Genomic DNA, 19,030 nt, shown 5'->3' with positions numbered 1-19,030 from the left:
CGCTCAACGACGTTACGGGATTTTATCGATCCCGTTAACGATCCGACTGCCGCGCCGCCGGGGTTAACCTCGCCGGCCCGATGCTCTACAGCGCGTCGCACCTGAATTCATGCGGTGCGCTTCACGCCCTTGGTTTGATGCATGTCGTTGTCCCGAAACCGGTTCCCACTTTCGGGCGACATGCATCAGATCGGGTTGTTGAACGTGTCACAGTCAGACAGCTTGCCGCTCTTGAAGCCGGCGGAAAACCATTTCTGGCGTTGCGCCGAGGTGCCGTGGTTGAAGCTTTCCGGCACGACATAGCCTTGCGTCTTCTTCTGCAGCGTGTCGTCGCCGATCTGCTGCGCGGCGTTCAGCGCTTCCTCGATATCGCCCTGCTCTAGAATCCCCTTCTGCGCGGTGAAGTGACCCCACACGCCGGCAAAGCAGTCGGCCTGCAATTCCACCTGCATCGACATGTGGTTGGCTTCGGCCTCGCTCATACCCTGCCGCATCTGGTTGAACTTGGGCAGGATGCCGGTGAGGTTCTGGACATGGTGGCCGACTTCATGCGCGACGACATAGGCTTGCGCGAAATCGCCGGACGCGCCGAACTGCTGCGCCAGTTGCTGGAAGAAGGCGGTGTCGAGATAGACCTTGTGATCGCCGGGGCAGTAGAATGGTCCCGAGGCCGACGAGGCGAAGCCGCAGGCCGACTTGATCTGCCCCGAAAACATCACCAGCTTGGGGTCTTCATAGGTCAGGCCGTTGGCCTTGAAAATGCCGGTCCATACGTCTTCGGTCTCGGCCAGCACGGTCGCCACGAACTGCTTCATCTCGTCATTGTTTGCCGGTGCGCCCGTATCGTCCACGCTCTGCTGCGTAGTCTGGCCGCCATTGTCGCCAGGCGTGCCGCCGCCGAGCAGCATCGACGGATCGATGCCGATCGCCTTCAAGATAAAATACAGCACGACCAGGATGACGATACCCTTGAGGCCGCCGCCGCCCATGAGCCCGCCGATGGGAATGCGGAACTGGCCGCGTCCGCCGCGTCCGAAGCCGCCCGGCAGCCCGCCGCCGCTCTGGCCGCGCTGGTCCTCGATATTGTCACTCTGACGACGACCCTTCCAGAGCATGGCAATTCCTCTTATGCGCTTCGCAGCCGACCGTCCCGCATGGTGCGGCAGTCCAACTCACCAACGATTATCTGAAGGCCGTGACCGAGTCACAGCATTTTTCGTCCTGAACATGACCAAGCGTCGTTATCCGGAACCGAAAACGGGCAGCAGCCATCGCCGTGACAGCCGCCCGGATTGGCAAAGCCCGGCTTTCCGTGCGGAAAAACGGGATCAATCTTTTTGCTTGGTGCCGGCGCTCTTGCCGTCAGAACTCTTGGAACGCTCCTCGAAGCGCTTTTCGCCCTTTTTCAGCGGCTTGCCGGTTGCCGCCTCGGTCTTGCGTTCGTTCTTGGCTGCCGCATCCATCAATCCCTTGGATGACGCCTTGCCTTTTGCGGTCGGTGCCTGTTGGACGCCCATGTCGGTTCTCCACCTGCCCGCGCCAGCCGCGGACGTGGACCATCAACGCCGCGCATCGTCGTCCGTTCCATGGAAGGCCCGCATCCACTCAGTTTGCCGCCATGGCCTTTCGAAACGCTGCTAGCGTCTCGGCGCTGACGTGATGCTCGATTCCCTCGGCGTCGATGCGCGCCGTCTCCGCGCTGACCCCGATGGAACGCAGGAACGCCTCGACGGTCTGGTGGCGGATGCGGCTTTCCTCGGCCATCTTGCGCCCGGCTTCGGTCAGGAAGACGCCGCGATACGGCTTTCGCGAAACCAGCCCTTCGGCGCAAAGCCGCGTCAGCATCTTTGCCACCGTCGGCTGCGCGACGCCAAGACGCGCCGCGATATCCACCTGGCGCGCCTCGTTGCCGTCCTCGATCAGGTCGGCGATCAGTTCGACATAATCCTCGACCAGCGCGCTGCGCTGCGCCTCGCGGGTCTGGCGGAACCCTTCGGAATGAACCTCGGCATCCGGCAGCGGTTCGCCACGGAAAATCGGTCGGCTCTTCTGTGCCATTGTGCCTCTCCGGTCAGGGTTCGAATGATCGGCGTGCCGGAATGGGTGCAGCAATCCTATGCGCTGCTGGATTGCAACGGCGCATAACATTTATAGCACGGGCTTCGATTTTTCGAGACTGTTTATTGGCCATCCCCGTTTTGCGTGCCCCACCGGCCCCACGCCGCACCCGCCCAACCCGCCGTCTCAAAGCACGCACAATGAAATATAGCCTATTGCATAATGTTGAGCCTTTGCATAAATAGGCGAGAACACAACAGCCATTCCTGCAGGAATCCCATGTCCGACGCCGAACTCACCGCACAACAGCGCTCCGACTGGCATTTCTTCCGCCGCCAGGAAGGCGAGATGCCGAGCCTGTCCGAAGTCAACGCCACCGTGGCCGTACCCGGCACGGGCAGTTGGATGCGCCGCCTGTTCGCCTTCATGGGTCCCGGTTACATGGTTTCGGTCGGCTACATGGACCCCGGCAACTGGGCGACCGACCTCGCCGGCGGCGCGCAGTTCGGCTACACGCTCCTGTTCGTCGTCATGCTGTCGAACCTGATGGCGATCCTCCTGCAGGCGCTGGCAGCCCGGCTCGGCATCGCCACCGGCCGCGATCTCGCCCAGGCCTGCCGCGCCTACTATCCCAAGCCCGTCGCCTATGTGCTGTGGGTCGCCTGCGAACTCGCCATCATCGCCTGCGACCTGGCGGAAGTCATCGGCACGGCCATCGCCTTGCAACTCCTGTTCGGCATCCCGCTCATCGGCGGCGCCCTGCTCACCGCGCTCGACGCCTTCCTGGTTCTGCTCTTGATGAACAAGGGCTTCCGCTACCTCGAGGCCTTCGTCGTGGCGCTGCTCGTCATCATCTTCGGCTGTTTCGCGGTGCAGATCTTCGTTGCCGCGCCCCCGGTCGGCTCGATCCTGCATTCGATGTTCGTGCCTTCGACCGAGATCGCCACCAACCCGGCCATGCTCTACATCGCCATCGGCATCATCGGCGCCACCGTGATGCCGCATAATCTCTATCTGCATTCCTCGATCGTGCAGACCCGCGCCTATGAGCGCACCGACCACGGCAAGCGCGACGCCATCAAATGGGCAACATTGGACTCCACCATCGCCCTGATGCTGGCGCTGTTCGTCAACGCCTCGATCCTGATCGTCTCGGCCGTCGCCTTCCACGGCACCGGCCACGAGGACGTCGCCGAGATCGGCCAGGCGTTCCAGTTGCTGTCGCCGCTGCTCGGCCTCGGCATCGCCTCCATCCTGTTCGCCATCGCCCTGCTCGCCTCGGGCCTGAATTCGACGGTGACGGCAACGCTTGCCGGCCAGATCGTCATGGAAGGTTTTCTGCGGCTGCGCATTCCGCGCTGGGCGCGCCGCCTCCTGACGCGCGGCCTGGCCATCATCCCCGTCGTCGTCGTCACCGCGCTCTATGGCGAAAAGGGAACCGCCGAACTGCTGATTTTCAGCCAGGTCATCCTTTCGATGCAGCTTCCCTTCGCGGTCGTCCCGCTGGTGATGTTCGTTTCCGACAAGGAAAAGATGGGCAACTTCGCCATTCCGCGCGGCGTGACGTGGCTGGCATGGCTCGTCACCGCCATCATCCTCGCCCTCAATTTCAAGCTGCTCTACGACACGGTCGTCGGCTTCGGCTGATCGCTTGCTCGCGTTATTCTGAACGGAATGTCGGCTGCGCGTAGTCTGGCGCGTCCTTGGGGCATAACCCCACACGGAGGACAGACCATGCGCAAGATCAAAGCTTCCACATTCGTCAGCCTCGACGGCGTCATGCAGGCGCCCGGCGGGCCGGTGGAAGATCCGTCCCGCGGCTTCAGCTTCGGCGGCTGGGTCGTGCCCTACGCGGACGATACCACCGGCGCCTTCATCATGGAGGTTCTTTCCGACCCCTACGACCTGCTGCTCGGTCGCAAGACCTATGACATTTTTGCCGGCCACTGGCCCGACATCAAGGATCACCCGATCGCCGATCCGTTCAACGCCGCGACCAAATATGTGGCGACCTCCTCACCCGAAACGCTTGCATGGCAAAACAGCGTGCCGCTAGGCCCCGATATTGTCCCGGCGCTGCGCGACCTTAAAAAACAGGATGGACCTGACCTTTTGATCCAGGGATCGGGCCAGCTTGCGCGCGCCCTGTTTGCCGCAGACCTGATCGACCAGTTTTCCTTGCTGATCTTTCCCGTACTGCTGGGCAAGGGCAAACGCCTGTTCGACGACGGGGCGATGCCGGCTTCCTTCCGGCAGACACGTTCGCAGACCTCTGACACCGGGGTCATCATGGCGACCTATGAGCGAGGGGGCGAAGTCAAGACCGGCTCGTTCGTCTAGGACCAATCGATCGGGCCGCACGATTTGGAAATGGTACCGACCCGGTCTCGACCCGCCCCCGCTTGGCCTAGTTTCCGACCCAATGGGCCTCCTTGGAACAGGCTTCCTGCGCCTTGGGATGGCTCTTTTCCCAAGTGGTGATCGAACGCGTCTCGTTCGAAGACATCTTGTTGTTCATGCAGGCACAATAGGTGGCGATGGTCGCGTCGGACTGGTTCTGGTCGCTATTGTCTGAAACGCAGCGACTGATCCAGGCCGCATCGTCGCTATTGGCCCAGGCGGCCGGAACACTGGCAAAGCACAGCAATGTTGCCGCCATTGTTGTCGCTGCAAGTATTTTCATGGGAATGTCCTCTACAGGGTTGATCGCAAGTCCGGTCACGTTTCAAACAACGGATCATGCCGCCCGCGATAAAGAACCTTCTCATATTACACACATCTGTGCAATATGTATAAATTCGAAAGTGGTGAACCATGGCGCCAAACGACGACCTCGCCGAACGGATAATCCAGGCATTTCTCGATGTCGGCTACGAGCAGGCAACGATGAGCGGCCTTGCGCGCGCTTGCGGCTTCACCCGGCGCGCGCTCTATCACCATTTTTCCAACAAGGAGGAAGCCTTCCGCCACACGCTTCGCGTCGGCAACGAGCGCGCGATCGGCAAGGGCATGGCCGCCGGGCGCATCGTGCTGGAGCGCGGCGGCAGCGCCGTCGAAGTTCTAAGCGTAATCATGGACGCCCGCTATGGCGACACCCGCCGCAGGCTGGCCGCCTCCCCGCATGCGCTGGAGATCAACGAACAGGCCTTCCGTCGCGGCGGCGATATCATGATGGAATGGGCCGCCGCCTTCCAGCGGCAACTGGCCGAAATCCTGGTCGAGTTGCAGGCCAGCGGCCGGCTGCGGCTGCGGCTGAAGCAGCAGACGACGATCGAGGATCTGGCGCAAACGCTGGCGGACGGCGCACGCGGGGTCAACCAGGCGCGGCCGCCGATTGCTCCCGAAAAGCTGCCGGAGCGCTACCGCCGCATGTGCGAAGCCATCCTCTACGGATGCGCCGCGCCCCTGCCCTGAGGGCGCGATCCGCTTTAGAGACCGTTCGTATCCGACAGGACAAGATGAGGTGGGGGCGGCTTTTGTGCCACCCCCACGTTCTATTCCGCAGCCACCGTCGCAACTCTGGTGGCGCGCACCTCAGCCAGCATGACGCCCAGCCCCGCCAGCGGAAACAGCGCCGCCGCCACGCCAAGATCGACCGGCGCTCCGACCTGCAATACGAGGCCGCCGACGCCCGCGCCAAGGGCTACGCCGAAATAGAGCGCCGACCCGTTCAACGACAGCACGATCGGGGCGGAGTCCGGCGCGAGTTTGACGATGCGGCTTGCCTGCGCAGGCGGAAACGCCCAGCCGACGATGCCCCACGGCACCATCACGGCGATCAGCGCCGGACCGGCCATTTCATGCGGCAGCAGCGCCGGTATGGCCGAGGTCAGGGCCAGGAAGAAGGCGCTGAGCCCCAGGGACCAGGCCGCCGTGCGTGTCGCACCATATCGGTCCGCCGCCTGCCCGCCGGCGAAATTGCCGATCATCGCGCCGACGCCGAACGCCAGCAGCATGCCGGGTAGCGCGATCGGGTCAAGCCCCGCCCCTTCGATAGCCAGCGGCGCAATGTAGGAGAAAACGGCGAAAGCGCCCGTCAACGCAAACAGCGTCGTCAAAAGGATCGGCCGCACGCCGGGAACCAGCGCTGCCGCCAGCCGCCGCTTGAGCGGCAGGCGCGTGCCGGAGATGCCGCGCGGCAGGCCGAACCACAGGATCGCGAAGACCAGCGCGCTCGTGCCGGCGATGGCAAAGAACGTGCCTCGCCAGCCGGTGAAGGCCGCCAGCAGCGCTCCCAGCGGCGCGCCGACCGCCACCGCAACCGTCGTGCCGCCGACGACGACGGCAATCGCCCTTGCGCGATGGTGCGGATCGACCAGCGCCACGGCCGTTGCCTGCGCGGTTGCCGCAAACAGGCCGGCCGCCAGCGCCATGACGATACGCGAAGCAAGCAGCAGTTCGAACGACGAACTGACCGCCGCCCCGATATTGCCGAGCACGAACAGCGCCAGCGTCGTCAGGATGACGCGCCGCCGGTCCCAGTCGCCGGTAAGGGTGGTGAGGATGGGCGCGCCGATCGCATAAGCGAGCGCGAAGGCGGTGATGAGGACACCGGCCAGCGGAACCGAGATATGGGCGTCCGCGGCAATGTCGGGAAGCAGGCTGGAAATGACAAAACCTTCGGTCGAGATCGTAAACGCTCCGACCGCCAGCCAGATAAGTCGCTTGTCCATGGGAGTATCCTTAGTTCAAAGATGTTTGAACAATTGGATATGAACCGGCGCCGTTTCAATGCGGCCAGGAGAAAATAACAGACACCTGCTGACAGCGCTGTGTCAGCACCCGCCGGGCAGCGGTGGGCGCGTTCAAAACGTGACAAAAAGCGGGGTGTGACTCAGCTTGAAATTTCGGTGGCGGACTTGTTGTGAGATCCGCGCTGACCGGGGTTCGGTGCAATGGCGTCCATCTTCTCGCAAAGACCGTCCATCGGCCACAAGATCGCTGGCCTAGCGGCTAGAGCATGTCTCCCGAAAGTGAGACCCGGTTTCGGGGCATGCTGTAGCACCTATGCGGCAGAGCCTTTGCCGTCGACAATCACGTCGACGGCGTCCTCCCGCATAATCCGGACGGATTGCCGATCACGCAGCGGCGCGATTCTGGCCCCTGGATTCGTCGGATAAGCCGCGCCCCTGGCGCAGCAGCGAAACGAGCACAGTCCGCATTGCCGAATGCTCTTCGCTGCCGATCTTCACTTCCCAATCCTGCTTCACTTTACGCGGGGGAAATTTCGCGCTGCGCAACGCAACGCCGAACGCCTGTGGAGCGACGCCAATATCTTGAGCCATAGTTGCGACGGTTGTGTATTTTACTCTCATGAAATCTCCTATGCTTACACTAAGTATATAGGAAGCCGGACCTGGTTAGCCAAACGGCGACGCGGTTTCAGATTTCAAACTGAGACACGACTGGACAGAGCGTTCGTTTGAAAAACGCTCCAACTATGCTTAATTCGAAGGCATGTACCTGCCTCACCCTCCTGCCGATCAGATCGCGCTTGCTAGCGTGCTTGTCGCCCTGGGCGACCCGACACGGCTTGCGATAGTGCGCGAACTGGCGCGGCGCGAGACGCCGATGAACTGCTCGATGTTCCTCGACCTGACCTCGAAGACCAATCTCAGCTATCACCTCGCCAAGCTGCGCGAGGCCGGCATCACCAGGACCAAGGCGGTCGGCACCAGCAAGTTCACCACCTTGCGGCGCGAAGACCTCGAAAGCCGTTTTCCCGGCCTGCTCGACAGCGTGATTTCGGCCGCTTTCGACGATGCGGCCCTGCCCTCGATAGACGACAGTTCGCCCCAGCTTTGACAGTTCGCCGGCTTTACGCTGTGCGTTCCCGTTGAATAGGTGTCGTTCGGCGTTTTTGGGGGTTACACAACCGCGCGAGTGTCCCTATAAGGCGGACTTAGCCTGACACCACAATCGTTGAGCGCAAGCCGGCCGGCCTCCGCGACGCGTAGCACGCGAAACGGAGAAATACCCGTCCGGGTTTTTGCGCGAACGCTGCCGAACGGATATTCCATGCCAAAACGCACTGACATCAAGTCGATCCTGATCATCGGGGCCGGCCCCATCGTCATTGGACAGGCCTGCGAGTTCGACTATTCCGGCACACAGGCCTGCAAGGCGCTGCGTGAAGAGGGTTATCGCGTCATCCTCGTCAATTCCAACCCGGCCACCATCATGACCGACCCGGAACTGGCCGACGCCACCTATATCGAGCCGATCACGCCCGAAGTCGTGGCCAAGATCATCGCCCGCGAGCGCCCGGATGCGCTGCTGCCGACCATGGGCGGCCAGACCGCGCTCAACACTGCTTTGTCGCTGCGCCGCATGGGCGTGCTGGAACGCTACGGCGTCGAGATGATCGGCGCGGACGCGCACGCCATCGACAAGGCCGAGGACCGCTCGCTGTTTCGCGAGGCGATGGCCGAGATCGGCCTGGAAACGCCGAAATCGATGCTGGCCAACGCCTCCGCCGTCAAGGACGCCGACCGCAAGAAGCATGAGGCCGAGCGCGAGGCGCTCAGGGCCAAAAACCCCGCCGATCTGGATTCGGCCCTCGACGCGCTGGAAACAAGCTGGAACCTCGGCGAGGGCGACCGCAAGCAGCGCTATATCGGCCACGCCATGGGCATTGCCGCCCAGGCGCTGGATGCGGTCGGCCTGCCCGCCATCATCCGCCCCTCCTTCACCATGGGCGGCACCGGCGGCGGCATCGCCTACAACCGCGCCGAATTCTACGAGATCGTGCAGTCCGGCCTCGACGCCTCGCCGACCACCGAAGTCCTCATCGAGGAGAGCGTGCTCGGCTGGAAAGAGTACGAGATGGAGGTCGTGCGCGACAAGGCAGACAACTGCATCATCGTCTGCTCCATCGAAAACATCGACCCGATGGGCGTGCATACGGGCGATTCGATCACCGTCGCGCCGGCGTTGACGCTGACCGACAAGGAATACCAGATGATGCGCAACGCCTCGATCAAGGTGCTGCGCGAGATCGGCGTCGAGACCGGAGGCTCCAACGTGCAGTTCGCCGTCAACCCGGCAGACGGCCGCCTCGTCGTCATCGAGATGAACCCGCGCGTCTCGCGCTCGTCCGCGCTCGCCTCGAAAGCTACCGGCTTCCCCATCGCGAAAATCGCCGCCAAGCTGGCCGTCGGCTACACGCTGGACGAGCTGGAAAACGACATCACCGGCGGCGCCACGCCGGCCTCCTTCGAACCATCCATCGACTATGTCGTGACCAAAATCCCGCGCTTCGCCTTCGAGAAATTCCCCGGCGCGGGAACCACGCTGACCACCGCGATGAAGTCGGTCGGCGAGGTCATGGCCATCGGCCGCACCTTCCAGGAAAGCCTGCAAAAGGCGCTGCGCGGACTGGAAACTGGCCTCAACGGCCTCGACGAGATCGAGATCCCCGGCATCGGCCCCGAGGGCGGCGACAAGTCCGACGACCGCAACGCCATCCGCGCCGCCCTTGGCACGCCGACGCCCGACCGGCTGCGCATGGTGGCGCAGGCGATCCGCATGGGCACGTCGCTGGAAGACGTGCATGCCATGTGCAAGATCGATCCGTGGTTCCTCGAACAGATCGACGGCATCCTTGCCATGGAAGCGCGCATCCGCGAGCACGGCATCCCCACCGACGCCGCCAATCTGCGCATGGTCAAGGCCATGGGCTTTTCCGACGCCCGCCTCGCCTCCTTGACGAAGAGCGAGCCGCAAGCGATTCAAAAGGCGCGAAATAAGCTCGACGTGCATCCGGTCTACAAGCGCATCGACACCTGCGCCGCCGAGTTCGCCTCGCCCACCGCCTATATGTATTCCACCTACGAAACCCCGTTTGCCGGCGCGCTGGCCGACGAGGCGCAAGTCTCGTCGCGGAAAAAGGTCGTCATCCTCGGCGGCGGCCCCAACCGCATCGGCCAGGGTATCGAGTTCGACTATTGCTGCTGCCACGCCTCCTTCGCGCTGCGCGAGGCCGGCTATGAATCGATCATGATCAACTGCAACCCGGAGACGGTCTCGACCGACTACGACACCTCCGATCGGCTCTATTTCGAGTCTCTGACGGACGAGGACGTGCTGGAAATCCTGCGCGTCGAGCAGATGGCCGGCGAACTTGTCGGCGTCATCGTGCAGTTCGGCGGCCAGACGCCGTTGAAGCTTGCGGCAGCGCTCGAAGCCGCCGGCATCCCGATCCTCGGCACCTCACCCGACATGATCGACCTGGCCGAAGACCGCGACCGCTTCCAAAAACTCCTGCACAAGCTCGGCCTCACCCAGCCCAAGAACGGCATCGCCTGGTCGGTCGAGCAGGCCCGCACCGTTGCCGGCGAACTCGGCTTCCCGCTGGTCGTGCGCCCATCCTACGTTCTGGGCGGCCGCGCCATGCAGATCATCCACCACGAGGCGATGCTGCAGACCTACCTGCTCGACACCGTGCCGGGCCTTGTGCCCGAGGACATCAAGCAGAAATACCCCAACGACAAGACCGGCCAGATCAACACGCTGCTGGGCAAGAACCCGCTTCTGTTCGACACTTACCTGTCGGGCGCGATCGAGGTCGATGTCGACTGCCTGTGCGATGGCAAGCACACCTACATCTCCGGCATATTGGAGCATATCGAGGAAGCCGGAATCCATTCGGGCGACAGCGCCTGCTCGCTGCCGGTGCATTCGCTGCCGTCCGATCTGGTCGATGAACTGGAACGCCAAACGGCCGCTATGGCCCGCGCGCTCAATGTCGGCGGGCTGATGAACGTGCAGTTCGCCATCAAGGATGGCGTCGTCTACGTGCTGGAGGTGAACCCGCGCGCCTCGCGCACCGTGCCGTTCGTGGCCAAGACCATAGGCCGTCCCATTGCGAAGATCGCGGCGCGCATCATGGCCGGCGAGAGCCTGGACGAGGCCTTCGCCCATTACGGCCCAAAGCCCGACGCCCGCAATCCCGGCCACATCGCGGTCAAGGAAGCGGTGTTCCCCTTCGCCCGCTTCCCCGGCGTCGACATCCTGCTCGGGCCGGAGATGAAATCGACCGGCGAGGTGATGGGCCTGGACCGCGATTTCGCCATGGCCTTCGCCAAGAGCCAGCTCGGCGCCAACATCGACCTGCCGCGCTCGGGCACGCTGTTCGTATCGGTGCGCGACGAAGACAAGGCAGGCATATTGCCGGCGGTAAAACGCCTCGCCGATCAGGGTTTTCGGGTGCTGGCCACCTCGGGCACCGCCCGCTTCCTCAAGGAAAACGGCGTCGAGGCCGAAAAGATCAACAAGGTGCTGGAAGGCCGCCCCCACATCGAAGACGCCATCCGCAACCGTCAGGTGCAGATCGTGTTCAACACCACGGACGGCCAGGGCGCGGTATCGGACTCCAAATCGCTGCGCCGCGCAACGCTGATGCAAAGGGTGCCGTATTACACCACGCTGTCGGGTGCGGCCGCCGTGGCGGAAGCGATTGCAGCGCTACGGGCGGGAAACCTGGAAGTGCGGCCGTTGCAAGAGTATTTCGCGTAAAGGCTAGCGCCGCCCCTTCCTTCTCCCCTTGTGGGAGAAGGTGGTCGCGCCAAGCGCAGCGCAGGCGAGGTCGGATGAGGGGTGCCGGCCAGAGCGCCAACCTCTCATTCCTTCCAACACCCCTCATCCGTCTCAGCGCTGCGCGCCGATCCACCTTCTCCCACAAGGGGAGAAGGCAAGGTCAGCGTAAAGATACCCTGCACAGCCCTGTGAACTGCCGCAAAAGATGGAAGCTCTTGGCCTAGCGGCGATAAATTGCCTAGCACTAGGAAGCAACACACATCTATCTTCGGAATCGCATATCATCCTACGCCCTAAATACGTTTTGAGGCTTAATCAAATCCATTGCGCTTCAACCGAATCGGTCGTCGGCATCTATCAGTAATACCAATTGGAAATCTCACTAACGATAAAAAGTAACGATGAGGATTGAGGTAACAGGTTAATTAAATTGCATTTTAATTTACTTTTAAGGCTAGGAGAAATGTGACACCCTTCACGAGAAGGAGATAATCATGGCCGAAAAAAATCGATACCCTCAAATCCCTAGCACGGTATGGTGGGGTGTCAGATCCATTATCCAACGAACGCCGAATGCAACTATAGATGAGCGTTTGCTTGGCGTTCAGCTTAATGTCCAAGAAGTTGCGGCACGTGCATATATTTTTGAGCTTCGAAACGTTGGCTTACTCACCGAAGAAGGCAAGGCCACTCCCTTAGCCCAAAAATGGCGCCTCGATGAAAGCTACACCGACGCAGTGGGCCAAATCATTCAATCGACCTACCCGGAAGGCCTAATCCAAGTTGCGCCGCCTGGCGAAGCTGAGCGGCAGAAAGTGGTATCTTGGTTTCTGCGAGAGGGGTTTGGCCAAGGAGCTGCTGGGAATAAAGCAGCCACCTATCTTCTACTATCCAGCCCCACTCCAAATGAGCCCCCTCGTGTTTCAACAAAGGTAGCACAGAACGATGGCACGCCCCGATCCCGCAAGCAGGCTGACGCTACAAAACCTGGAAAGACCTCTAATGCCAAGCCGTTAGATCGCAGCGGAGATAGGGGAAACAATTCTCATAGACGTGATGGCGTTGAGGCGTTCCCGTTGAACCTCAATGTACAGATCCATATTAGTGCCGACGCAGGCACGGAGCAGATTGAGTCAATTTTCAAGGCAATGAAACGTTACCTCTATGACAATCCGAATACTTGATGGCGTTCGACGACTTCAGGAACATTTGCTCGAAACAGGCTTGGCTCGCTCTATCCTTGCTCTTCCGGCACCTCGAATGCTGGCGCTGTCGTCACCAACGGCAGAGGCGTCTGAACCGGCAAGCGTGTTCACTCGGCTGGTGACGGAACCGGAAATTCAGGGTGTATCTTCAGATCTTTTCGTATCAGGGCACTACAATCTATCGGTAGCTGAAGCATTCAAAGCAGTGGATAAGTTTATCTCCGAACGAGTGCCACATCTCACACAAAACGGCACAACGCTAATGGATCAGGTTTTCGCGCCGGGTTCTCCCCACCTTCGATGGTCAAAGATGGAAACAAGCTCGGAAATAGACGAGCAGAAAGGCTATCATCGCCTATACTCTGGCGCGATGCTGGGAATTCGCAACCCGACTACCCATGAATTCGGCTGGGTCGACGAGCCGGAGCTAGCGCTGGAGCTTATCGTGTTCGCTCAGCATCTACTGCGCAAGGTGAAGTTGGCTGAACTTGTGGCTGGCAAAGCCAAATGAAGGCTTCAAAATTCGCAATCAACGAACGCCGATTTATTTCAATTGCATCTTCGCTTCGCTTCAGTTGCAGATTCCGGATAACACCACGGAGATTGCGATCGTAGGGCAGCGACTACGCCGCAAAATAATTCTATCCACACCCTCTCCACCCTCCCGCATAATCCCGCGCAGTTTCTCCTGCCGGGAACGCTCCGGAGTCGTTCGAAGCGGGGAGAGATCGGCGCCTCCGGTTATGGGTCCACGAAGCCCATTGCCCGGGGAGGCTGCGGCCAGAGGGTCACCCGTGGGTAATACGGCCCATGCGTGCTGGAGCGAGCACACAAGCTTTTCGGGCGCCAATGCCCAAAAAAGCGTAGCGGACCGGACGCAGACAGAAAAAGCCGGACGGGCGGTCGCGAGATCGCATTAAAATTTTAGACTGAGCGATCCCGCGACCGCCCGTCTTCCCGGACTTCTTGAAGACCTCGACCGGCAAAGCCAGGTCGGGAGGCAAACCCATGCGGGGAGGTTGACGATGGCCCCAGGCAATGCGGCGCGGCGCGATAATCGCCTTCTGGCGACGTCAGGCTTGCGGCTCGACCTTGGCGCGATGGCGCTTGCGGTCGACGCCCAGCCCGGTTTCCTCCAGCAGGCCCTTGCGCTTGGCGTCGTAATAATAGCCGCGCTGGTAGAGCCGGTCGGCGCGGTTCTCGTCGCCGTCGGCCACCAGCCACGCGCCGCGCAGATATTTCACGGCGTATTTCAAATTGGTCTCGGCGTCGAACAGCCCCGTTGCCGGCCCCAGATAGCCCATGCCCTTGGCGGTGGCATGCTTGATCTGCATCAGCCCCCAATGGCCGCGATTATAGGCGCGCGGGTTGAACGTGCTCTCGCGCTTGACGACGCGGCGCACCAGCGCCTCCGGCACTTCATAGATGGCGGCGTATTTCGAAATCAGCCGGTCGATCGAACCCGCGCCCGCTTCCGCAGGGCTGGAAGGCGCGGCATAGCCGACCGCCTCAAAAGCAGGCGCGGCGGATGCCATGGCCACGGACGCGGCAGCGACCGGCTCGCCGGGCTGCAGCGGCGGTGGAAGGGCGGCGAGGTCGGCATTGCTCGCGGCATTGGCGAAGGCGCTTTCGGGCAGCACGGCAACGGTTTCCGGCAGCGCCGGATAGCCGGCATCGTCGCCCGCCAGGCTGGCTGTTTGCGTGAAACTCGCCTTGGTCGCGGTCGTGGTGCAGCCGCCAAGGCCGGCTGCGGCCACGATCAGGCCGATACAGGAAAGGGTTTTCGATGCAGGCAATGCGACGCCTTGGCGGTTTGTTTCGGGATGTCGTTTCGCCAATTCCTTACACCAGCCCCCCTCGATCGGCAATCTTTGGCGCTTCCATCGGTTTTCGGGTGGATAAACGGGCCGGCCGATGCGATATTGTTCCCGTTATGGTCCATTCGCCCGTGCAAAAGGAGCATGCCATGGAAACCGAATCCCCTGCCGGCGCCGGCAACGCCGTTTTCGAAACAGCGCTTGGCTTCATCGGGCTGGCGTGGAGCGGGCGCGGCGTCAACCGGCTGTTCCTCGCCGATAAAAGCCGCGAGGCGGTCGAACGGCGCGTGCTTCGCCATGCCGGCGTGGCTCCAACCCCGGATCGGAACCGGCCGCAATGGATTGTCGAACTGATCGCCGCGATCGAGGCCTATGCCTCCGGCGCGGAAGTGGATTTTACGAAAATACCGGTCGATCTTGCCGGCGTCGACGATTTCCGACTGGCAATTTACGACGCGGCGCGAAAACTTGGCTTTGGCGAGACGACCACCTACGGCGAATTGGCCAAGCGCGCCGGCCATGGCGGCCTGCCGCGCGAAACGGGCGCGGCCCTTGGCTCGAACCCGGTGCCGCTGATCATCCCGTGCCACCGCATTCTCGCCGCCGGCGGCAAGATCGGCGGCTTTTCGGCGCCGGGCGGCTCGGTCGCGAAGGAAAGGATGCTGACACTGGAAGGCGTGCATGTCGGCCCGCCACCGGCAACCCAAACCGCTTTTGCGTTTTGAAGCCCAGCCGCTTTCGAAGCAATGTTGCCGAACCGAACGTCAATCGTCCATCCACAGACGCCGGCGGCGCTCGAATTCCGGCCGCTTGCATTTGAAGACCTGACAGGATTGCCGGTCCGCGCTCGGCACATAGGCGCGGCTGCGCACCTCGCCCTGTTCGCAGAAACGGTCGGTGCTGACATAGCGGTCGTACAGCGGCAGGCCCGGCGTGTGGGGCGACTGATAGCGCAGGATGACCGCGCCCGCATTGGCGATTGTCGCCTGCACCTGGGCGCAACTCATGCGGGTCGGATCATGGCGCGAGATCGCCTGCGCGTCGGCGGCAACCAGACAAAGCGCAACGGCAAGCAAAACGGTCTTCACGGTTGTCTCCACAACATGGCCTCCTCCAATTGCTCGCAAGGCATCCCGAATGTGGAAACGCATGGAACGCCAAACGGTTTCGGCGCAAGGAGAATTACGCGCCGACTTCTTCAGGCTCTTGCATTTGACATCCATGGCCTTTATATGGGACCTATTGATATTTCGGCCGATCGATCCGGGCCTCGCGATCTTCGCGTTTGCTGACGTCTATCTCCAAAATCTCGATACGAAACCGGCTGGGCCGAGGCCCCGTCAACACCATAGCAAATACGAAGGACTACCGATAATGGCAACTGGAACGGTAAAGTGGTTTAATTCCACCAAGGGTTTCGGCTTCATCCAGCCTGACAATGGCGGCGCGGACGTTTTCGTCCACATCTCCGCTGTCGAGCGCGCTGGCCTCTCCACCCTGGTCGAAGGCCAGAAAATCAACTTCGAGATCGAGCAGGACCGCCGCACTGGCAAGTCGTCCGCTGGATCTCTGAGCAAGGCAGCCTGATTTTGAAAACGGCGCGCGCCGGGCGATAGCTCGAAGCGCGCGGCAAGTCACGGATGTACTGGCGGTCGCGCGATAAGCGCGCCGGAGCATGAAGAACCCGACAAGCCGACGCAGCAGATTGCTGCCGGCCCGGTCAAAAAGCTCCCGGTCAGGCTACCGAAATGGGAAGGCGGGATTTATCCCGCCTTTTTATTTGCTTTTTTTCCGACCCGATCATGCCGGCCCGGCTGTGCGATTCAGGTGCTGTTAATTGGGCAGCCAGTCGATCGGGACATGGCCCGGATCGGCCTCGACCCGCTTCAGCCAGGATGCGACCGCCGGATAGGCGTCGATCTGGAAGCCGCCCTCTGCCGCGCTATGTGTGTAGGCGTAGAGCGCGATGTCGGCGACGCTGAGCGCGTCACCTGCAAAAAACCGGCTGCCGGCCAGATGCCGGTCCATAACGCCAAGCGCCTTGTTGCCGCGGTCCAGCGTCAGCGCCAGCCGTTCCGGCGTCGCGTCCCTGGCCCTTTCGGGAAAGGTAAGCAGCGCTTTACGCACCGCGATATAGGGCTCATGGCTGTACTGCTCGAAAAATAGCCACTGATAGGCCATGGCGCGCTGGTATCGGTCAGCGGGCAGAAAACGGGTACCCTCGGCGAGATAGAGCAGGATCGCGTTGGATTCGGCGATCCGCCGGCCGTCGTCCAACTCCAGCAGCGGCACCATGGCGTTGGGGTTCTTGGCGATGTAATCGGGCTTGCGAGTGTCGCCGGTGTGGGAACTCACTTCGATATTAGTGAACGGAACGCCGAGTTTCGCCATCAAAAGCCGCGGCTTGTAGCAATTGCCGCTGTCGATCATTCCATAAAGCACGGTCATTGGCGTCACCTCGAGAAGGGTATGTACTGCGCTTCAAAAGCACCCTGATCCAGTGACTTTTCTTGGTGCGACCATCATCGCCGCTGATGGATCGGCTGGAACGGCAGGATCTTGGCATCCAGGCCCAGCAGGGATTCGATGGCAACCGGCTTTTCGTCGAATATGGCGCCGGCCAGTGCTGGCCGGCCCAGATAGAAGCCCTGCAGCATGTCGACGCCGCCTGCCAGAGCCGTGCGCAGATGGTGGGCGTTTTCGATACCTTCGACCAGAACCTTGATCCCGCGATCGTGAAGACCGGCCACCAGCGGCCGTAAAAGCCGCTCGGACGCCTCGCTAAGGCACAGTTGGCCAAACCACGCGCCATCGAGCTTGACGATATCCGGCTCGACGACGCTCATTCGCGCCATGGTCGAGTGCCCGGCGCCGAAATCGTCGACGGCGACGCGCATGCCGTTTCGCCGCATCTCGTGAACGAGCTTACCAAGCAGCCTGTCGTCGGGCGCGGCCTGTTCGGTGATCTCGCAGACAAGCATGCCCGGTTCGATCCCCAGATCGTCGAGATGCATGGCCATCAGGCGAATTTCGGCAAGCGCCCTGCCCGCATGGTCGTTGATCTGCGGGTTGTAGTTGAAAAACAGGTCCAGCCCGACGGCGTCGATATTGTGGTAGTTGCGCAGGTGCAGCGCCCGGCACATGGTTTCCGCGTAGAGACGATCAGGCGGGGCCAGTTCGCCGAAGAAGGTGGTCGGCGGGACGACCTTGCCGGCCAGATGAGGCTCGACCAGAGCCTCGACCGCCACCGGAACAAGAAGGTCGGCTCGCGGCGCGAAAATCGGCTGATAAGCGCTGCGCAGCCGGTATTTGCCAAGCACGCCGTATTCGATGCCGATCTCGTCGGCAAAAATCGCATCGCCGACATTTCTGCGCCGCTCGCGACCGCTCGTCATGATGGCGTTCTCCGGCCGAAGGCTCTGGCCTGCCCTGCCAGTCGGGGGCGCGGCGCAATGGGGGGCTGTCCCTGGTCCAGCGTGGCCGGGCTTTCCGCCGGCTTCTCCTGGCTGAATATATGGAAGTTGCTGGGTACGATCTGCGGCCGCGCCAGAACAAAACCCTGCACCATGGATGCACCGGATTTCTCGGCCAGTTCGAGCTGCCATCCCTCCTCGATACCTTCGAAAAGGGTCTCGATGCCCTGCTCCTCGAACTCCGAGACCATCGTGGCCAGAAGGGCGAAGCCGGCTCCCGACTCCATGAGCTGGGTTATCCAATGTGCATCGAACTTGACGATATCGGGCTTGAGCTGCCGTATCCGGTTGATGTCGGAATCGTCGGCCCCGTAATCGTCGACGGCAATGCGAAAGCCGTTGGCCTTCAGCGCTGCGACGAAATCGAACAGCGTTTCCTGCGAGGCCGACCGCTGCTCGGTGACTTCGCAGACGATGCGGCGCGGATCGATGCTGGCCTCATGCAGAACCAGCCGCATCTCGCGCAACGCGTTGTCGGCTATCGTGCGATCGGTGAAAACGGACGGATCGAAATTGATGAAGACCGACGCTTCCTCCGGCAGGCAGGCGGCGGCGTTCAGCAGGTGCAGCGTGCGCGTCAACGCCTCGATATGCAGCCGGTCGGCAGCCGGGCAGGTGCTGAAGAATGCGGCCGGCGACTGCATCTGCCCGTCGCGGAACGGCCGTATCAAGCCCTCGAAGCCGGCGAGCGGCAGCTTGCCGTCCTTGAAGGCGAAGATCGGCTGGAACGCGCTTTTCAGCGTATAGATGCCCCAGACACCGGTGGATGTGCCGTCGTCCTGCCGAATGATGTGGGCAAGCCCGATGCTGCGCGGCAAGAATATCCGCTCCATGAACTGACGGAATGCTGCCTCAACTCTAACCCGCAATATTTTAGCGTATGTTAACGCGAAACCGGGCATTTTCCGGCGCGATTGGCCCCCTTGCTAGCGGACAATGC

Annotated in this window: 20 protein-coding genes; 9 read left to right on the top strand and 11 right to left on the bottom strand. The window is 61.7% G+C overall.

The genetic code is table 11. The features are described 5' to 3' along the window. Positions 1–185 precede the first annotated feature (185 nt). The 3 genes from ypfJ to mntR form a co-directional block, all read right to left on the bottom strand. Complete coding sequence (gene ypfJ / locus ACX3P1_RS03715; protein ID WP_459078189.1) at positions 186–1,115, bottom strand: KPN_02809 family neutral zinc metallopeptidase; 930 nt, start codon at positions 1,113–1,115, stop codon at positions 186–188. A gap of 213 nt (positions 1,116–1,328) precedes the next feature. Beyond that, the gene (locus tag ACX3P1_RS03710) at positions 1,329–1,517 is read right to left on the bottom strand and encodes a hypothetical protein (RefSeq protein ID WP_459078188.1); all 189 of its coding nucleotides are present in this window, start codon (positions 1,515–1,517) and stop codon (positions 1,329–1,331) included. An 88-nt stretch (positions 1,518–1,605) separates the two neighbouring features. Continuing rightward, on the bottom strand, positions 1,606–2,058 hold the full coding sequence (gene mntR / locus ACX3P1_RS03705; RefSeq protein ID WP_459078187.1) for a manganese-binding transcriptional regulator MntR: 453 nt from the start codon (positions 2,056–2,058) through the stop codon (positions 1,606–1,608). 279 nt (positions 2,059–2,337) lie between these two features. Here mntR and ACX3P1_RS03700 point away from each other — a divergent pair, with 279 nt between their 5' ends. Both ACX3P1_RS03700 and ACX3P1_RS03695 read left to right on the top strand, forming a co-directional pair. Continuing rightward, positions 2,338–3,705 carry an Nramp family divalent metal transporter gene (locus tag ACX3P1_RS03700; protein WP_459078186.1) on the top strand — a complete coding sequence of 456 codons (1,368 nt, stop codon included), beginning with the start codon at positions 2,338–2,340 and terminating at the stop codon, positions 3,703–3,705. A gap of 87 nt (positions 3,706–3,792) precedes the next feature. Continuing rightward, positions 3,793–4,398 (top strand): dihydrofolate reductase family protein, encoded by a 606-nt coding sequence (locus tag ACX3P1_RS03695; protein WP_459078185.1) that lies wholly within the window; start codon positions 3,793–3,795, stop codon positions 4,396–4,398. A 67-nt stretch (positions 4,399–4,465) separates the two neighbouring features. Here the strand turns inward: ACX3P1_RS03695 and ACX3P1_RS03690 are convergent, their stop codons facing one another. Continuing rightward, a complete protein-coding gene (locus ACX3P1_RS03690) occupies positions 4,466–4,741 on the bottom strand; it encodes a hypothetical protein (RefSeq protein ID WP_459078184.1) in 276 nt (91 codons plus the stop codon). A gap of 131 nt (positions 4,742–4,872) precedes the next feature. Between ACX3P1_RS03690 and ACX3P1_RS03685 the strand changes: the two genes are divergently transcribed. Beyond that, positions 4,873–5,472, top strand: coding sequence for a TetR/AcrR family transcriptional regulator (locus ACX3P1_RS03685; RefSeq protein WP_459078183.1), 600 nt, complete (start codon positions 4,873–4,875; stop codon positions 5,470–5,472). Between the two features lie 80 nt (positions 5,473–5,552). Here ACX3P1_RS03685 and ACX3P1_RS03680 read toward each other — a convergent pair whose 3' ends face one another. After that, on the bottom strand, positions 5,553–6,731 hold the full coding sequence (locus tag ACX3P1_RS03680; RefSeq protein ID WP_459078182.1) for an MFS transporter: 1,179 nt from the start codon (positions 6,729–6,731) through the stop codon (positions 5,553–5,555). A gap of 405 nt (positions 6,732–7,136) precedes the next feature. Next, positions 7,137–7,373: a hypothetical protein gene (locus ACX3P1_RS03675; RefSeq protein ID WP_459078181.1), complete on the bottom strand. Its 237-nt coding sequence runs from the start codon at positions 7,371–7,373 to the stop codon at positions 7,137–7,139. Between the two features lie 142 nt (positions 7,374–7,515). Between ACX3P1_RS03675 and ACX3P1_RS03670 the strand changes: the two genes are divergently transcribed. The 4 genes from ACX3P1_RS03670 to ACX3P1_RS03655 all read left to right on the top strand — a co-directional run bounded on the left by ACX3P1_RS03670 (position 7,516) and on the right by ACX3P1_RS03655 (position 13,311). Beyond that, positions 7,516–7,863: an ArsR/SmtB family transcription factor gene (locus ACX3P1_RS03670; protein ID WP_459078180.1), complete on the top strand. Its 348-nt coding sequence runs from the start codon at positions 7,516–7,518 to the stop codon at positions 7,861–7,863. Between the two features lie 213 nt (positions 7,864–8,076). After that, positions 8,077–11,574 (top strand): carbamoyl-phosphate synthase large subunit, encoded by a 3,498-nt coding sequence (gene carB / locus ACX3P1_RS03665; RefSeq protein ID WP_459078179.1) that lies wholly within the window; start codon positions 8,077–8,079, stop codon positions 11,572–11,574. A 515-nt stretch (positions 11,575–12,089) separates the two neighbouring features. Then, the gene (locus tag ACX3P1_RS03660; RefSeq protein WP_459078178.1) at positions 12,090–12,779 is read left to right on the top strand and encodes a hypothetical protein; all 690 of its coding nucleotides are present in this window, start codon (positions 12,090–12,092) and stop codon (positions 12,777–12,779) included. A gap of 76 nt (positions 12,780–12,855) precedes the next feature. Then, the gene (locus tag ACX3P1_RS03655) at positions 12,856–13,311 is read left to right on the top strand and encodes a TIGR02391 family protein (RefSeq protein ID WP_459078177.1); all 456 of its coding nucleotides are present in this window, start codon (positions 12,856–12,858) and stop codon (positions 13,309–13,311) included. A 562-nt stretch (positions 13,312–13,873) separates the two neighbouring features. On the opposite strand, the gene ACX3P1_RS03650 is transcribed toward ACX3P1_RS03655, so the two are convergent. Next, positions 13,874–14,596 carry a transglycosylase SLT domain-containing protein gene (locus ACX3P1_RS03650; protein ID WP_459078176.1) on the bottom strand — a complete coding sequence of 241 codons (723 nt, stop codon included), beginning with the start codon at positions 14,594–14,596 and terminating at the stop codon, positions 13,874–13,876. A 170-nt stretch (positions 14,597–14,766) separates the two neighbouring features. Between ACX3P1_RS03650 and ACX3P1_RS03645 the strand changes: the two genes are divergently transcribed. After that, positions 14,767–15,342: a methylated-DNA--[protein]-cysteine S-methyltransferase gene (locus ACX3P1_RS03645; RefSeq protein ID WP_459078175.1), complete on the top strand. Its 576-nt coding sequence runs from the start codon at positions 14,767–14,769 to the stop codon at positions 15,340–15,342. Positions 15,343–15,381: 39 nt separating this feature from the next. Here the strand turns inward: ACX3P1_RS03645 and ACX3P1_RS03640 are convergent, their stop codons facing one another. Beyond that, entirely contained in the window at positions 15,382–15,705 is a 324-nt protein-coding gene (locus ACX3P1_RS03640) for a hypothetical protein (RefSeq protein ID WP_459078174.1), read from the bottom strand. Between the two features lie 286 nt (positions 15,706–15,991). On the opposite strand from ACX3P1_RS03640, the gene ACX3P1_RS03635 reads away from it, so the two are divergent. Then, positions 15,992–16,204, top strand: coding sequence for a cold-shock protein (locus ACX3P1_RS03635; RefSeq protein ID WP_112396569.1), 213 nt, complete (start codon positions 15,992–15,994; stop codon positions 16,202–16,204). Between the two features lie 246 nt (positions 16,205–16,450). On the opposite strand, the gene ACX3P1_RS03630 is transcribed toward ACX3P1_RS03635, so the two are convergent. The 3 genes from ACX3P1_RS03630 to ACX3P1_RS03620 form a co-directional block, all read right to left on the bottom strand. Beyond that, a complete protein-coding gene (locus ACX3P1_RS03630) occupies positions 16,451–17,065 on the bottom strand; it encodes a glutathione S-transferase family protein (protein WP_459078173.1) in 615 nt (204 codons plus the stop codon). Between the two features lie 74 nt (positions 17,066–17,139). Next, positions 17,140–18,012 (bottom strand): EAL domain-containing protein, encoded by an 873-nt coding sequence (locus ACX3P1_RS03625; protein WP_459078172.1) that lies wholly within the window; start codon positions 18,010–18,012, stop codon positions 17,140–17,142. After that, complete coding sequence (locus tag ACX3P1_RS03620; protein ID WP_459078171.1) at positions 18,009–18,908, bottom strand: EAL domain-containing protein; 900 nt, start codon at positions 18,906–18,908, stop codon at positions 18,009–18,011. Before ACX3P1_RS03620 ends, ACX3P1_RS03625 begins: the two co-directional genes overlap by 4 nt. Positions 18,909–19,030 lie beyond the last annotated feature (122 nt).

Source organism: Mesorhizobium sp. A623, assembly GCF_054489405.1.
Note: the sequence above shows the minus strand (reverse complement) of the source record. Positions and strands in the feature narration are given on the sequence as shown.